Source organism: Paenibacillus sp. FSL H8-0548 (genome assembly GCF_038630985.1).
Classification (GTDB): Bacteria; Bacillota; Bacilli; order Paenibacillales; family Paenibacillaceae; genus Pristimantibacillus.
Genome location: NZ_CP152049.1, coordinates 2,926,964 through 2,940,826, shown reverse-complemented (window position 1 = coordinate 2,940,826; position 13,863 = coordinate 2,926,964). Strand labels below are relative to the sequence as shown.

The 13,863-nt window shown below is 43.2% G+C and carries 15 protein-coding genes; 2 read left to right on the top strand and 13 right to left on the bottom strand.

Annotated features, from left to right (window positions below; all coding sequences use genetic code 11):
- Positions 1-219 precede the first annotated feature (219 nt).
- From MHI37_RS12065 to MHI37_RS12045, 5 genes are all read right to left on the bottom strand, one after another.
- A complete protein-coding gene (locus tag MHI37_RS12065) occupies positions 220-777 on the bottom strand; it encodes a hypothetical protein (RefSeq protein ID WP_076338800.1) in 558 nt (185 codons plus the stop codon).
- A 158-nt stretch (positions 778-935) separates the two neighbouring features.
- On the bottom strand, positions 936-1,454 hold the full coding sequence (locus MHI37_RS12060; RefSeq protein ID WP_076338799.1) for a GrpB family protein: 519 nt from the start codon (positions 1,452-1,454) through the stop codon (positions 936-938).
- 83 nt (positions 1,455-1,537) lie between these two features.
- Positions 1,538-2,662 carry an FAD-binding oxidoreductase gene (locus MHI37_RS12055; RefSeq protein ID WP_076338798.1) on the bottom strand — a complete coding sequence of 375 codons (1,125 nt, stop codon included), beginning with the start codon at positions 2,660-2,662 and terminating at the stop codon, positions 1,538-1,540.
- A gap of 501 nt (positions 2,663-3,163) precedes the next feature.
- A complete protein-coding gene (locus MHI37_RS12050) occupies positions 3,164-4,285 on the bottom strand; it encodes an NADH-dependent flavin oxidoreductase (protein WP_076338820.1) in 1,122 nt (373 codons plus the stop codon).
- A 531-nt stretch (positions 4,286-4,816) separates the two neighbouring features.
- Positions 4,817-5,194 carry a VOC family protein gene (locus MHI37_RS12045; protein ID WP_076338797.1) on the bottom strand — a complete coding sequence of 126 codons (378 nt, stop codon included), beginning with the start codon at positions 5,192-5,194 and terminating at the stop codon, positions 4,817-4,819.
- A 278-nt stretch (positions 5,195-5,472) separates the two neighbouring features.
- Here MHI37_RS12045 and MHI37_RS12040 point away from each other — a divergent pair, with 278 nt between their 5' ends.
- Positions 5,473-6,321: a pirin-like C-terminal cupin domain-containing protein gene (locus tag MHI37_RS12040; RefSeq protein ID WP_076338796.1), complete on the top strand. Its 849-nt coding sequence runs from the start codon at positions 5,473-5,475 to the stop codon at positions 6,319-6,321.
- Between the two features lie 97 nt (positions 6,322-6,418).
- Here MHI37_RS12040 and MHI37_RS12035 read toward each other — a convergent pair whose 3' ends face one another.
- From MHI37_RS12035 to MHI37_RS12000, 8 genes are all read right to left on the bottom strand, one after another.
- Positions 6,419-6,757 carry a helix-turn-helix domain-containing protein gene (locus tag MHI37_RS12035; protein ID WP_076338795.1) on the bottom strand — a complete coding sequence of 113 codons (339 nt, stop codon included), beginning with the start codon at positions 6,755-6,757 and terminating at the stop codon, positions 6,419-6,421.
- A gap of 93 nt (positions 6,758-6,850) precedes the next feature.
- A complete protein-coding gene (locus tag MHI37_RS12030) occupies positions 6,851-7,090 on the bottom strand; it encodes a hypothetical protein (protein ID WP_076338794.1) in 240 nt (79 codons plus the stop codon).
- A gap of 20 nt (positions 7,091-7,110) precedes the next feature.
- Positions 7,111-8,316 (bottom strand): hypothetical protein, encoded by a 1,206-nt coding sequence (locus MHI37_RS12025; RefSeq protein WP_076338793.1) that lies wholly within the window; start codon positions 8,314-8,316, stop codon positions 7,111-7,113.
- Positions 8,317-8,327: 11 nt separating this feature from the next.
- On the bottom strand, positions 8,328-9,170 hold the full coding sequence (locus MHI37_RS12020) for a hypothetical protein (RefSeq protein WP_076338792.1): 843 nt from the start codon (positions 9,168-9,170) through the stop codon (positions 8,328-8,330).
- Positions 9,167-9,856 carry an ABC transporter ATP-binding protein gene (locus MHI37_RS12015; RefSeq protein WP_076338791.1) on the bottom strand — a complete coding sequence of 230 codons (690 nt, stop codon included), beginning with the start codon at positions 9,854-9,856 and terminating at the stop codon, positions 9,167-9,169. The genes MHI37_RS12020 and MHI37_RS12015 overlap by 4 nt, the downstream gene beginning before the upstream one ends.
- Entirely contained in the window at positions 9,853-10,251 is a 399-nt protein-coding gene (locus MHI37_RS12010) for a GntR family transcriptional regulator (protein ID WP_076338790.1), read from the bottom strand. The genes MHI37_RS12015 and MHI37_RS12010 overlap by 4 nt, the downstream gene beginning before the upstream one ends.
- 224 nt (positions 10,252-10,475) lie before the next feature.
- Positions 10,476-10,760 carry a DUF4183 domain-containing protein gene (locus MHI37_RS12005; RefSeq protein WP_076338789.1) on the bottom strand — a complete coding sequence of 95 codons (285 nt, stop codon included), beginning with the start codon at positions 10,758-10,760 and terminating at the stop codon, positions 10,476-10,478.
- A gap of 83 nt (positions 10,761-10,843) precedes the next feature.
- On the bottom strand, positions 10,844-11,449 hold the full coding sequence (locus MHI37_RS12000; protein ID WP_076338788.1) for a DUF4183 domain-containing protein: 606 nt from the start codon (positions 11,447-11,449) through the stop codon (positions 10,844-10,846).
- Between the two features lie 177 nt (positions 11,450-11,626).
- Between MHI37_RS12000 and MHI37_RS11995 the strand changes: the two genes are divergently transcribed.
- Entirely contained in the window at positions 11,627-13,777 is a 2,151-nt protein-coding gene (locus tag MHI37_RS11995; protein WP_076338787.1) for a heavy metal translocating P-type ATPase, read from the top strand.
- The last annotated feature ends 86 nt before the right edge of the window (positions 13,778-13,863 follow it).

Below are 13,863 nucleotides of genomic sequence, written 5' to 3'. Positions count from 1 at the left end.
TTTTCTTTCTTATTCGACAAGCAGGTCGTTATTTCTTTACCCATGGTTTCTAAAACTTAAGTTCAACTTATAAAGATACAGCATAAGTTCATATGCTGTATCTTTTTTTTGTGAAATAAATAGCATTCCATTCCCTTAATGTCCAGTTAACGCGTTAGCTTAATGACTTTCTATTTTAAATTTCGATGTACTCCATTTCTAAACCCGTAATATTTGAAGCTACTTTATAGATTCCGCTATTTCAATGAGTAGATCCGCTGTAAGTTGGCTGCCTAATCGACTATCTACTGACAGGCAGTACTGCCATCCGCTCTTTTCAAACACTAAAATGTTAAATCCGCCCCTAGTCTTTGGGGATTTTGTTGTAAAGTAAAGTGCATCACTACCGTCTTTTAGTTTGTATTTCCCCCTTCCTACCCTCGACTTCCCAAAATCCACTTTTTGTTCAATAGGTCTTACATCGATATTATAGTGGTTCTTGCCCTTTGCTTTATGGAGGTATTCGATTTGTAATTGGTCGTTATCATTATCTTTATCGTTTACACATCTGCCTAAGTGATGAGTAAACTCTATAGATGGTAGTTTAATCGGCAATTTTAGTTCTCTTTTATTATGGGTTTCGCATTCCTTTAACGCTTCCACAACCGACTTATACCCGATTTCGATATATGGTTCTTCAAATTCCGGAACATCACTCAGTGGTTCTACACTCGATGCAAATATTTCATTTGTAAATAAGCTGCTGAGTAGTAAACAAATGCTCAAAAAGTGCTTCATGATATGGCACCACCCATTTTATTTTTGGATAGTGTACCCATAATCATATATTTGACTCGAAGCACCTCAAGTTAATACATATTTAGTCAGAAGAGGAGCTGCTACATAGCAAACTCCCCCCGTTCTCGTTACCTATTCGTTAAAATAACCTAGTTGGCTTAGCTTTTTTGATTGCCAGCAAACCAGACGAGCGCGAGATGCTCCATTTCCTTGACAAATGCTTTTTTAGCTGGGCTATACTCACTTGTATTTTCGAAGCGTTTGGCTAGATTTTCTTTAAAAAGGCTGTATCTCGCAACTTCCTCCGGATGGCTTCTCAAATAATCTCTAAATATTAAATGCCGTTCAATATGAGGGTTATCACTTTGATAAAAATGGATATGGTGGGTTCGATGTTCTCCGCCTTTTCGAAATAATCTTCTCGCAGGGATGCCCCACTCTCCAGCAACGTCATAGCCAAGGGATAGCATCTTTTCGTTAAATGAATCAATCATATTAATGTCCTTTACGATACACATCATGTCTATGACAGGTTTAGCCTTCAAGCCCGTGACTGATGTGCTTCCAAAATGCTCAAATCGAACGATTTCATCTTTAAATATTGTTTTTAGAAATTCGGCTTCTGCATGAAAAAGATTAATCCAGTTTTCACTATAGTCACTTAGTCTAACTTCCATAAAAGCCTCCCTCATCCAAATATAAGAATACTTATTCTACAAAATAGGGAGAAATCCTACTGGTTAGTTCAATGAACTGCAGGTCAGCTAATGGATTTACGAAGGTCATAATCAGTTAAATCAATATCTAATTCCAATCCTAGTGCCAGCTTAGCCAGCTGGAGTCCAATATAAGGGCCCATCGTCAATCCGGAGGCCCCGAGACCGTTTACTGCAAGAAGTCCTTCCCATTCTGGGATGGCGCCCATGACCGGAAGAAAGTCAGCTGTAAAGGGGCGAAAGCCCACTCTAACTTCCTGAAATGTGCTATCTGCGAGATTAGGTGCGAATGTAAGCGATTTGCTTAAAATTTCATGCATTCCGCCAGGCGTAATCCTCGTATCGTAGCCTTCAATATTATTTTCATGAGTCGCCCCTATCACGATTTTCTGCTGTTCAAAGGCGAGCAGATATTGATCAGAAGGCGGCATAACGACCGGCCAGCTGCCAGTATTTTGTTTGGCATCTGGAGCCAGCAGGTGCATGATTTGTGCTTTCTGATAACTTATTTTGAAATCAATACCTAAAGGCTGCAGCAACGGCCCCGCCCAAGCTCCGGCACAAACGATTACTAGGTCAGCCTGGTAGCGATTCACTCCTACCATTACACCTGTTGCACGGTTCGAATGAAATTCAATCTTAGCATCTCCATAAATAAGCTCAGCCCCGTTCCTTTGCGCAGATCGAAGCAAAGCATCGCGCAGCGCCCGGCCATCAACACGGGCGGCCCCGCTAATATGTATGGAAGAATATCCTTCTCCGAGCAGCGGGAAGAGCTCACGGGTCCTATGTTCATCAAGCCGGGTAATCTCGCCGATTTCTGGCGCGTCTTCTATGCGCTTGGAAGCCCGCTCTTCCATTTTGCCAATCTTCTCCGAATCCATATGTATACTAAGGGCCCCGACTCTGGCATAGCCGGTTTCGGTTTCTCCTTCGCTTTCAAGCTCATCCATTAGCACAGGGTAATAACGCGCTCCTGCTTTCGCAAGCTGGTACCATGCCTTATTCCGCCGCTGCGATAGCCAAGGACAAATGATGCCAGCAGCAGCATCCGTAGCCTGTCCTTCATCTTTCCGATCGATGATGAGGACGTCTGCTCCCTGCTTAGCCAATTGATAGGCGGTTGATGCACCAGCAATTCCCGCTCCAATGACAATAATCTTCATGATGATTTCACTCCTTACAGTAATCGCTCTTCTTATTATAACGAGTTCGCTATCAAATAGAAAAAGCCGAGTATGTCCACCCTCAAAATAAAGTAAACATTGTTGTCAAAACGATACCTTTAATCTGGATCGCAAACTGCTTAACACAAGCGGGGCATCATTTTTAGGATTTGATTGGGCCAATAAAAACGCAACGATACTAATATGCAAGAGATGCACCCATATTTCTTGGTTCATGGAAACACCATCCTCTGCTAAGTAAGCAAGCTTTGTGGCTGCCTCTCATCTCGGTAGCCTCATTTGGTTAAAAATGCTCTTTACCGCGCTAATCCCCATTCGTTAGTTGAGAAATGGCTCCACAATTCAACAAGATTATACCTACTCGCGCAGCGCCTAAATTGCCAGTTCAACTGATATCGATTGATCGGATAAAAAAATAGCGACTATCTAGGACGTGAAAATAAGCCCTAGGCAGCCGCTACTATATATAATTTTCATAAATTCTTATACGACCGGAAACCATCCCGGTGCATTTATGATTGCCTGCCATAAGGGATCTGGAACGACCAGACGATCCTGATCACCTTTACTCAAAGTGGTGCGAATCTCCGTTTCTCTGCCGTCTTCGATCTTCTCCACCCAGTCCGGCTCGACGATGAGCTCGCGGCCAATAGCAACCAGTTCCACCCCAGACTCCAGAGCCTTCAACGCGTCATTTGCCGAATGAATCGAACCAACGCCGATAATCGGGACCCGGCCGCCGACGTGCTGCTGAATCCAAGTCAACCGTGAATGGCTCTCATCGGCCCCACGTCTTGGCAGAGACCAAAAGTCCATCAGAGACACATGCAGGTAATCCAGCTGTTTCTCCGCCAAGGCATTTACGAGAACCAGAGTATCCTCCATCGTGATTCCAGGCGTTTCAGACTCCTCAGGCGAGAAGCGGTAGCCAACGATGAAAGGCTGTGTCGCATGCTCGGCCACAACTCGCTTCACTTCGTCTACAATAGCTAGCGGAAAACTCAAACGCTCTTCGATAGTCCCGCCCCAGCGGTCTGTACGGCGATTGGAATGCGGAGAGAAAAATTGCTGAATCAGATAACCGTTCGCACCATGAAGTTCAACGCCGTCATAGCCCGCTTCAATGGCTCTTCGCGTCGCTTGACCGAAGTCAAGAATGATGGACTCTATTTCCGTATCCGTCAGCGGTCTTGGCGTTACGTCCGGGTTCTGATCGGACGGTATATCACTTGCACTAACCACGTCTCCACTCAGCACCAGTGCAGGCGGTACCATACGGCCGCCATGAAAAATCTGCAGGATCGCCTTCGCGCCTCGCCCCTTGATCGCATCTGCCAAACGCCGCAAGCTTGGAATCATCTCGTCGCTGTCTGCGGCAAACTCACCTGGAAAACCTTTTCCACCCGGTGTCACATACGTGCACGCCGTAATGACCATACCTGCTCCACCAGACCGGCGAGTGTAATAGCTTATTTCAGCGTCCGAAACCGTCCCATCCTCATGAGAAGAGAAGTTCGTCATCGGTGCCATTACGATCCGGTTCTTCAGCTCCAAACTTCCTCCCAGCACGAGCGGTTGAAACAAAGGCTTATAGGCTGCGTTCATCGTTTTCATGTTGTATTCCTCCAAGTTTTTATTATGTGTCATGTTGTAAGGCCGATAGTTCTGTAATTATAATAATTACAGTTGCACTTTGTCAAGTTACTATATTTTTTAAAGAGAACTCTGCCAACAATCCTTCGATTTGTTTTTCAGGGAGGAAAAAAAAGCTTCATGATGTTGCCGCTTTTCTTGAATATCGTCAAGCACAAAACCACCCTTACGGGTGATTGGAAATCGCAGACACGTCAATTCACACTTCTAACGGAAACCACAGACGCTAAATCGCCTTTATTTTTCATTTCAAGATTCTAACGGAAACACGCGCCTCTATTTGTACCCAACATGCCCGATCTCGCTTCATTTCCGCGTAATAGAGTCTCCCACTTCCGTTAAAATATGACGCTAACCAAAAATGGAACTTTAGCGTCTCTGATTTCCGTTAGCTTTCGTTATCAACAGGTGCGGAGAGTTCATAGCTTCCTGTGCATCGAAAAAGGCTGCCGATTATGCCGGCAGCCTTTAGTCATCTTGCATCTACTTTTTTTCCATCACAGCAAAATAATTTCCTTCATTATCAGCAAAGTTAAATACTCTTCCCGAAGGCATATTTACAAGTTCTCCAACTGTAATATTTTTATCCGAAAAATCTTTATATAGAAGATCAAGATTTTCCGAGAAAAACAATAACGAAGGAGTTTGAAGATTTAATTCAGGCTGCATTTTAGCAATAAATTCCTTATTGTGGAGTACAATACTCGTTGCTGCATCGTTAGTTGGAGCAATTTCAATCCATCTCATATGCTCGTTATTTTCTTCAGAAACTAAGCTAAAGCCTGCTTTTTCTGTCCAAAATTTCAAGCATTCGTCTTGATTGTTCACATATAACATAATTTGACCAATTTTATTAATCATTTATTTTTTCCCCATTTCTAAAAAAATTGGATATTTCATTTATTGTGAAGCATTTCAATATTCTGTATACGTTAAAAATTATAAAACATTTAACCATTATGTTCAACGAAACTGCACAGTAACGCCTCTCTGTAAAAAGTACACTCTACGCTCATTGAAGCCATCTAGACGCATGACGGTATATTTTAATATACTATACCACTTTCAAGTGCTTACTTATAAATAAGGCCAGCCTGAATTATAATGCTAGTAAGATCCATAAAGGAGGAATATTCAACATGGAAGCAACGAATGTAATACGTCGTGATATAAAGAAAGTATGGACAGTGAATGAACAAAAAATTAGTGATATTCATAGTGTAGGGGCGATTCTGGAGCCAGGGCGCTGGGAAGACTATGATCCGTTCTTATTGCTTATGGAAGATAAATTTAAAAAAGGGGCATTTGATGTACATCCGCATCGCGGTATCGAAACGATAACTTTTGTTATCGATGGCAGTATCAATCATTATGATAGCGCATCTGGAGCAGGAGGCAGCCTGCAGAAAGGCGATTTGCAGTTCATGACTGCTGGCAGAGGTGTCGTTCATAACGAATCGCCTGCTGACGGGGAACAGGTGCATCTACTACAGCTTTGGGTGAACCTGCCGCGTGAACACAAAATGACTGCGCCAAGATATCAAAATTTGCCTGCAAAAGATATGCCCGTTCGTCAGGAGGAAGGTGCTTTGATTCGCGTCTATTCCGGTTCGTCCGGGGATGTCGTTTCTGACACACTAAATTATGCGCCAGTCACCTTTGTTGAAATGCTTGTAAACGGCGGCGCTTCAATCGTTCAAGATTTGCCGGGCAGCTATAACGGATTTATCTACGTATTAGAAGGCAGCGGCATATTCGGAGAAAATAAAGTTGAGGCAAAAAAAGGCCAAGCTCTATGGCTAGAATCGGCTGATGAAGCAACAATGAGCAGCATTCATGTGGCAGCGACCGAAAACCTGCGCCTAGTTTTATTTGCTGGTACTCCATTGAAGGAGCCAATAGCAGCGCGTGGACCGTTTGTCATGAACACAGCCGAGGAAATAACACAGGCATACGAGGATTACAGAAACGGTACTTTTATTTCATAAGCAACGAATTATATCGATCTCTTATAAAAAAAACGAGTGAAGAAAACAGTTGTTTTCTTCGCTCGTTCTTTTCCAGAAAGCGAATGCCTCCTATACTTTATTGATTCATTTTATTCAGCTTGTGCAGAGTATGAGCGGTACCCCAATCATGCATCGCTTCCAAAATCGGCTCTAAGCTCTTGCCGTATTCCGTAATCGAGTACTCCACTTTGGGAGGTACCTGTGGATATACTTTGCGCATAACAATATCCTCTTGCTCTAATTCGCGCAGCTGGTTGGTTAACATTTTCTGAGTGATGCCAGGCAGACTTGCTTTGAGCTCACTGAATCTCTTTGTTCCATTATGTAAGAGATGCAATAAAATAATGGGCTTCCACTTTCCGACGATTATGCTCAGCGCATCTTCTACACGGCATAATTCTGGTTGTTTCTTCATCCTGTTCAATCCTTTAAGTATCAATTGCCACTCTTCACTGCTTTTATGGGTGTACTCCGTTTTAGCCTTCTACAGCTCATCATAGCATTAATTCTAAATTGCTGCATTACTGACGAGGGAAGCGCGAATGGTCAGCTTCTTTGTTCGAACACGAAGCTTCTCTGCCGTCTCCTCTAACAGCGCTTCTTCCTGACTTATTTCGATTAAAGCCGATTTGGCCGCCTTAGCCGCAAGTGCCTCGTCCTGCAAAATATAATGAGCAATCTGATAGGCGTACTGCTCAAGGCCTCTTAAGATTACTATTTTTTGATGAAGGGAAATCGCAGCTCTCATAAATTTACCTCATTAAGTTATTATTTCTTGTTCTCATCGATGATTAAGTTTATTAAATGGAGGTTTTCTCTTAGCTCCTCCTCTGTTTGCTTATCCTCGCCTACCTCGGCTGCAAATCCTGTAAACAGCAGCTCTCCAGTCTCAATATCAAGCACAGCCGCTCCAGAATTTCCAGCCTTATTCAATAAAAGATACACACGGTTCGAGTTGATCAGCACTCTTTTGATCTCATCCGCTCCAAGCTGCGCTGCGGATAATGCAGCATAAGCTTGCTTCCGTTCTTTCGTCACCGTGTCATACCTCGATAAAGTAACTTGGTCTGAGCTTGCTTCCGCATAATAAAATAGGTCATTTTGCAAGCTTTCCGATACAAATTCAACTTCTGACGGGTAGCGGAGAGGCTCTGATAATGGTGTAAACAAGCCGCTTCGGTACGAATAGGAATAAAAGCCCCCAATTTCCACCAAAGTACTGGTGGCTCTTTCAACAAAATAGATCGTATCGTTCGCATCGGTGATGCTATCCGTTCTTATTAATGACACATCAGGGGTGACGACTTGTCCATCAGCGCTCACACGGTTTACATCCGAATGACGAAGCTGCTCAGCGGTTTTTATATTAAATACATAGACAACATATTCCGTAATGTTCGTGTTGCTATATTTTCTGAACAGGATATGCACCTCATCATCGACACGCTGCACATCTTCCACATAGAGACTGACATTACCTTGCTGATCAAGGTTTATCTGTTTAAAATCAATCACTTTGCCAGTCTCTTCATACAGAAAGGATAGCTGCAAATACCCGTTTGAAGCATTGGAACGTCCACTTCCTGCATGCATATCCGCGTAAATCACCATTTCTTTATCACGGTAAAATCCATTTGAATTCCCTTTGCTTCGCATAAAGGACTTATGATCATTTAGAAGCTGCTGGATTTCCGGGTTTTTATAAAAATACGAATTAGCTTCCAGTATACCTTTTCGAAAATTCTCATTTCTGAAGCTGTACTTGCTGCCCTCCAAACTTACATCCAAAGCATTAGAACGCATATTTCCATAATGCGAGCCCGATAAAATAACAGCAGCGCCTTCCTTAGCATCTCCTTGAACCGTCTCTAGTTTATATTCAGGCAATTGATTTTGCCTTCCAATGGAATAGTATGTACCAATACCGCATACAGCGATCGCAGCGATCATGATGGAAAACCAATAACGCCTCATAAACATCCTCCTTACACCGTAATCTTTTTGGCAAGCAATCTTATCCCCAGCCACACCGATACAGAGGCTACAAGAATGAACAAGAACATGGCCAGTAAGTAGATTTCATTGGGATACAAATAAATAATTTGACTGTTTAATCCGAAATAGAAGATTGGGGACGTAACCACCAATACGCAGCCAAGCAAATAGAGTAAGCCATACAAGATTCCCCATCGACGATAGCTTCTTTCCAGCAAAATAGCGGTAAAAATTGCTAATACTGCAACCGTTCCTAACCCGTATTTATAAAAAAACTGTTCAAATTGCCGTGGGATAAGCTCCACAAGCGCCTGATTAATCGTTAAAACATCGAGGATATGAGACTCTGCTCGCAGATCTGCAGGAACAACCAGCTTGAGTACAAACTCTTCAACGGGTAACAGTATTAACTGAAAAGCGACAATTGTAAAAACGAACAGCAGAAACGCTGTTATTTTAGCAAAATAGAGATTATGTCTTGCCGTTGGCAGCATTAATAAACGATAAATGAACGTATTTCGTCCCATCCAATCACGGTACCAGACGAAGAAGACGTATACTGAAAGTACACCTATACAAAGCAAAATCGGTAAAATAAACCACATCTGCGTATTAAACATGGCCCACTCGAACGTAATAATGTCAGGAACATCGGCATAATAGGATGAGCGTCCAATGTCCCCCAGCAGCTGTTCTTCCTTTTGTGCCAGTGCTTTTTTGAGCGTCCAAATTAGTGCACTGATCTGACAAACGGCTGTAATGCTGAGTAAACCAATGAGCACCCATCGAAAACGATGAATTTCCATATGAACCAGCTTCAAAAAACGATTCATGCTCGATACACCTCTCTCATGACATCAATCACTGACTTGCCTTCCTCACTGCGCATATCTTCACAATAAAACGCTTGCTGTATTTTACCTTCATGCAAGATTACCGCTTTATCGATGAGATGCTCGATTTCACTAATTTCATGCGTTGTAAGCAGCACTCCCCTGCCCTCTAACAAATCACTTGTAAACACTTCCGTAATGGCTTCTCTGCTGAACAGGTCAATGCCAGAGAATGGCTCGTCCATTAAGAGATAGTCTGAATCCTGACCAAGACCGAGCAGCAGATTAAATTTTGCAGCTGTTCCTTTGGAAAGGCTGCCTATTCTAGCAGAAGACTCCAGTCCAAAAAAACGCATAAGCTCAGTCGCTCGCTTCTCATTCCAGCTTTCATAGAAGTCTGCCATAAATCGCAGCGCCTCGGATAGCTTCATGCTCGCTGGCATCGTTAAATGATCAGGAACGAAAGCAATCTTCTCATATAACTGGGGGGTTAGCGGTTCTCCATCTATCAGAATGGAACCTCCCGCCACTGGGGTCAGTCCCATGATCGCCTTTAGAATCGTTGATTTTCCTGCGCCATTTGCACCGATAAGACAAGTGATTTCACCCTTGCCGGCTGTAAAGGATACACCACTCAGCACATCTGCGCGACGATGCCGCTTGCGAATATTTTTGACCTCAATCATGCTTTACGCTCCCCTTCTTCATATTGACGCTTCACAAGCGCCAGCAGCTCTTCGATCGGAACATCAATATTGCGGACTAGCGCCAGAAAATCATTAATTGCATCGCCAAGCAATTCCGTCCTTATTTGATTAAGCACTTTCGTATCCGTAGTAATTCTACTGGGCGAGTTGCCTTCCGTAATAATCAACTGCTGTTCCTCCATTTCCTTATAGGCTTTCTGCACCGTATTGGGGTTGATTTTCATTAAATTGCCAAGCTCCCTTCGAGAGGGAATGACCTGACCAGCCATCGCGCGGCCCGTTGCTATACGTTCTTTGAAATGCCTGACTACCTGCATATAGACGGGGTCCCTATTATTGAAATTGACTACTGCCCACTCTTCGCTTGTGTTCATCGCAATACCTCTCATTCAGAGCAAGTATGTGTATTACACGCATAATACACCTTGAAGTGTATTATGCGTGTAATACATCAATTTGTCAATAGTTCCCACTTAACCCTAGCACTACAAAAATTTCGCATACAAAGCAGCCGTTCTGGAAATGATAGAACATTCTGAAAAACGATGCCGACAATCCCAGTAAAAAAGAATCGTCGGCATCTCGGCAACAAAGAAGATTAGTTTACAACAAATACGATAACGATGGGTGTCTCAGCATCAAGAGTATCTCCGTCTGGGATCGTGATAGCAGTCGTTGTAACGGTAGAAGTGTCTCCTGTTTGAACCTGTCCATTAATATAAAGACTATAAAAGGCAGGGGCAGTTGGAAAAGCTGTTGCAGCAGTACCGGCATCATTAATGGTATCTGTTGCCAGAATATTATAGGTAGCGCCGACACCTGTTCCGTCTCCTGCTGTAGCGCTAAACGATCTAGACGCCATAAAGGATTTGATAATTGGCATGTTAATCACCTCTCTTCTCTCAATTAATCTATGCTAGTCATAGGAAAAGGGAAGGGCTACTCTATCAATTTTTCGAAAAAAAATTAAGAGATGATCTTAAGCGTGAAAGACACATTTTCTAGAATGATCGGTGTACCAGAAAAAATGGTTTGTTTATTGGTATTAATGCTCAAATCACTTTCATTCAAGTGATACAAGCTGCCTTCTTGTAAAACCCCATTGATATAAAGATTACTATAGCTATTTGGACGAACGCTCGGAAATGCTGTTATGAATGCTCCTTCATCATCCGAGAATTCAGAAGCTGGTATCCTTACGGGGGATACAGTATCTGCATTCATACTATAAAAGTATCTTTGGGCAGTGGGCAAAATAATAAGCTCAGAGATGCTGTCAGGCCCCGATGCGCCTTGAGGTCCTTGTACTCCTGGTGCTCCTGAAGCTCCTTGAGCTCCTTGAGGTCCTTGTACACCTTGTGCTCCTGGTGCCCCTGAAATTCCCTGTTCGCCTCGTTGAGCGCTGGGGGTCAATATTTTCTTATCTGCGATGATCTTTTTATGTTTTTTCTTTCTTTTGAGCGAGCAGGCACAGCAGGCCTTCCTCTTACAAACTTTTTTATGAACGATTTTAGAGGACCTGCAATTCAACCTAGCTGCTGCTTTTAATTTCTTTATAGGTCTGGTTTTCATCAAGATAAATCACCTCCTAGCATCCATATATCGTATGATACGTTCGAATAGAGGTATGGACTAAACATCAATTTCGACTAAAATACGGATTTAATAGGCAAACGAATTGACATATTTAGCCGAATGACATATCATATGAGCATGTATTCATGTATTGTTCTGAAAGAGGGAAATCGAATGAATGAATTCCGAATTAAAGGCCTTTCCTGTGCTGGCTGTGCCCAGCGTATTGAAGATGAAATTAAACAGCTAGAGCATGGAGCAGATGCCAAGCTTAGCTATAATTCTGGCAAACTGACGATCGATCCGCGTATATCCATGCCTAAGGTTAACCATATTTTGAAATCAGATGGTGCCTACATCGCGAGCAGCCTGGTGCAGACTCAGGAACACAGCCATTCCCATGAGGAAGGAGCTGGAACGACCGCTCATAGCGACCACCACGGCCATGATCATGATCATAGTCATGCAGATGGAAACAACAAAATGTTAAAGCTGCTCATTACGTCAGGCATTATTTATGCCGCAGCTTTGCTGCTCGAAGGCGTGCTGGATAAACAATCCCTTATTCTTCTGTATTTAACAGCAACCATTATTAGCGGCTATACTACCTTTTTCCGAGGTTTAAAAAACTTATCCAAGTTTAAATTCAATATGGATACGTTAATGACCATTGCATTAGTTGGTGCGGTAGCCATCGGCGAGTGGAAGGAAGCGACTCTCGTTGCGATTCTATTCGGACTGAATGAGCTGCTTGAAGGCTTTGGAATGGAAAAAGCGCGGAGATCGATGGAAGCATTGCTGAAGGTAGCACCGAAAGAAGCCGTCAAAATCATAAATGGCAAAGAAGTCATTGTGCCAATCTCTTCTTTGCAGGTTAACGATTTAGTGAAAATTAAGCCCGGCGAAAAAATCCCGTCGGATGGTGTGATTACAGATGGCAACAGCTCCGTCAATGAGTCCCCGATTACAGGAGAATCACTGCCCGTAGAAAAGGAGCGCGGTGAACCGGTATACGGCGGCAGCATTAATAATGAGGGACTGCTATGGGTTCGCATCGAAAAAGCGTATAAGGATTCATCCTTAGCCAAAATTCTTCATCTCGTTCAGGAAGCACAAGAAACCAAGACACCAACTGAGCTATACATTAATAAGTTTTCTAAATACTATACGCCGCTCATCATGCTTGTTGCTGTACTCGTTGTCCTTGTCCCTCCCCTTTTCTTTCAAGGCGACTGGCAAGCTTGGCTCTACCAAGGGTTATCTGTATTAATCGTTGGTTGTCCTTGTGCACTAATTCTCTCTTCCCCCATTGCGATTGTCTCAGGCATTACACGCAACGCCCGTAATGGCGTTCTGATCAAAGGCGGCGTTTTTCTTGAACAATTAGGCAAGATCGACACACTCGCATTTGATAAAACAGGAACTTTAACGAAGGGTGAGCCGCATGTTGCGCAAATGGAAATCTATGATGATATGCATTTCTTTAAAATAGCTGGTGCCATTGAAAAATCATCCTTGCATCCGTTAGCCCAAGCAATCATGAAGGAGGTCACTCTCCGGGATACAGAAGTTCCTGAGCCCGATGGATTTCAAACGATTGCCGGTCAAGGCATTAAAGCTCAAATAAATGGCAAGCACTACTCACTTGGGAACGAGAAAAGCATCGAGCATATAACCATTCCTCTGCATGTGCAGCAAAAAATAAATGCATTAAAAGAAGAAGGATTAACGCTCGTTATCGTCGCTGATGAGATACAAGTACTCGGTATGTTTGGGATTGCGGATGAAATTCGAGATGAAAGCCGTGCGGTAATCCAAGCTCTTCACAAGCTGGGCATAAAACAAACCGTCATGCTGACAGGGGATCATCAGAAGACAGCAGAAAAGGTAGCTGCTGCCGTAGGGGTATCATCATTTTATGGAAATTTATTGCCTGAGGATAAAGTAAAGCAAATTAAAAAGCTTACAGCAAGCGGCCACGTGGCTATGATTGGGGATGGAATTAACGATGCTCCTGCACTTGCATCCGCACAGCTTGGTATTGCGATGGGAAAAGGAACGGACAGCGCCATCGAAACCGCAGATATCGTACTCATGCAGGATCATCTCGGCAAGCTGCCTGAAGCCGTATCGATCGCCAAGCGCGTGAACCGCATTATCAAGTTCAACATCAGCATATCGCTTGGTCTCAAGATCATTGCTCTTTTGCTGACGATACCAGGCTGGTTGACGCTATGGATCGCTATCCTCTCTGACATGGGAGCAACCATTTTCGTCACCTTGGTTAGTCTAACCCTGTTGATTGAACCGAGAAAGAAACACTAAGTCGAATAAGGATAAGGGAGTAATCATTACCTACTCCCCTATCCTTATTTTTGTTTGCTTACCGATCCGTTAGCAATGGAAACCTA

Excerpts from the sequence above, each read along its gene's own strand:
- MHI37_RS12005 (WP_076338789.1), bottom strand. The coding sequence starts at position 10,760 with ATGCCAATTATCAAATCCTTTATGGCGTCTAGATCGTTTAGCGCTACA.
- MHI37_RS12045 (WP_076338797.1), bottom strand. The coding sequence starts at position 5,194 with ATGATTAATAAAATTGGTCAAATTATGTTATATGTGAACAATCAAGAC.
- MHI37_RS12040 (WP_076338796.1), top strand. The coding sequence starts at position 5,473 with ATGGAAGCAACGAATGTAATACGTCGTGATATAAAGAAAGTATGGACA.
- MHI37_RS12060 (WP_076338799.1), bottom strand. The coding sequence starts at position 1,454 with ATGGAAGTTAGACTAAGTGACTATAGTGAAAACTGGATTAATCTTTTT.
- MHI37_RS12000 (WP_076338788.1), bottom strand. The coding sequence starts at position 11,449 with ATGAAAACCAGACCTATAAAGAAATTAAAAGCAGCAGCTAGGTTGAAT.
- MHI37_RS12050 (WP_076338820.1), bottom strand. The coding sequence starts at position 4,285 with ATGAACGCAGCCTATAAGCCTTTGTTTCAACCGCTCGTGCTGGGAGGA.
- MHI37_RS12025 (WP_076338793.1), bottom strand. The coding sequence starts at position 8,316 with ATGAGGCGTTATTGGTTTTCCATCATGATCGCTGCGATCGCTGTATGC.
- MHI37_RS12010 (WP_076338790.1), bottom strand. The coding sequence starts at position 10,251 with ATGAACACAAGCGAAGAGTGGGCAGTAGTCAATTTCAATAATAGGGAC.
- MHI37_RS12020 (WP_076338792.1), bottom strand. The coding sequence starts at position 9,170 with ATGAATCGTTTTTTGAAGCTGGTTCATATGGAAATTCATCGTTTTCGA.
- MHI37_RS12030 (WP_076338794.1), bottom strand. The coding sequence starts at position 7,090 with ATGAGAGCTGCGATTTCCCTTCATCAAAAAATAGTAATCTTAAGAGGC.
- MHI37_RS12065 (WP_076338800.1), bottom strand. The coding sequence starts at position 777 with ATGAAGCACTTTTTGAGCATTTGTTTACTACTCAGCAGCTTATTTACA.
- MHI37_RS12015 (WP_076338791.1), bottom strand. The coding sequence starts at position 9,856 with ATGATTGAGGTCAAAAATATTCGCAAGCGGCATCGTCGCGCAGATGTG.
- MHI37_RS11995 (WP_076338787.1), top strand. The coding sequence starts at position 11,627 with ATGAATGAATTCCGAATTAAAGGCCTTTCCTGTGCTGGCTGTGCCCAG.
- MHI37_RS12035 (WP_076338795.1), bottom strand. The coding sequence starts at position 6,757 with ATGAAGAAACAACCAGAATTATGCCGTGTAGAAGATGCGCTGAGCATA.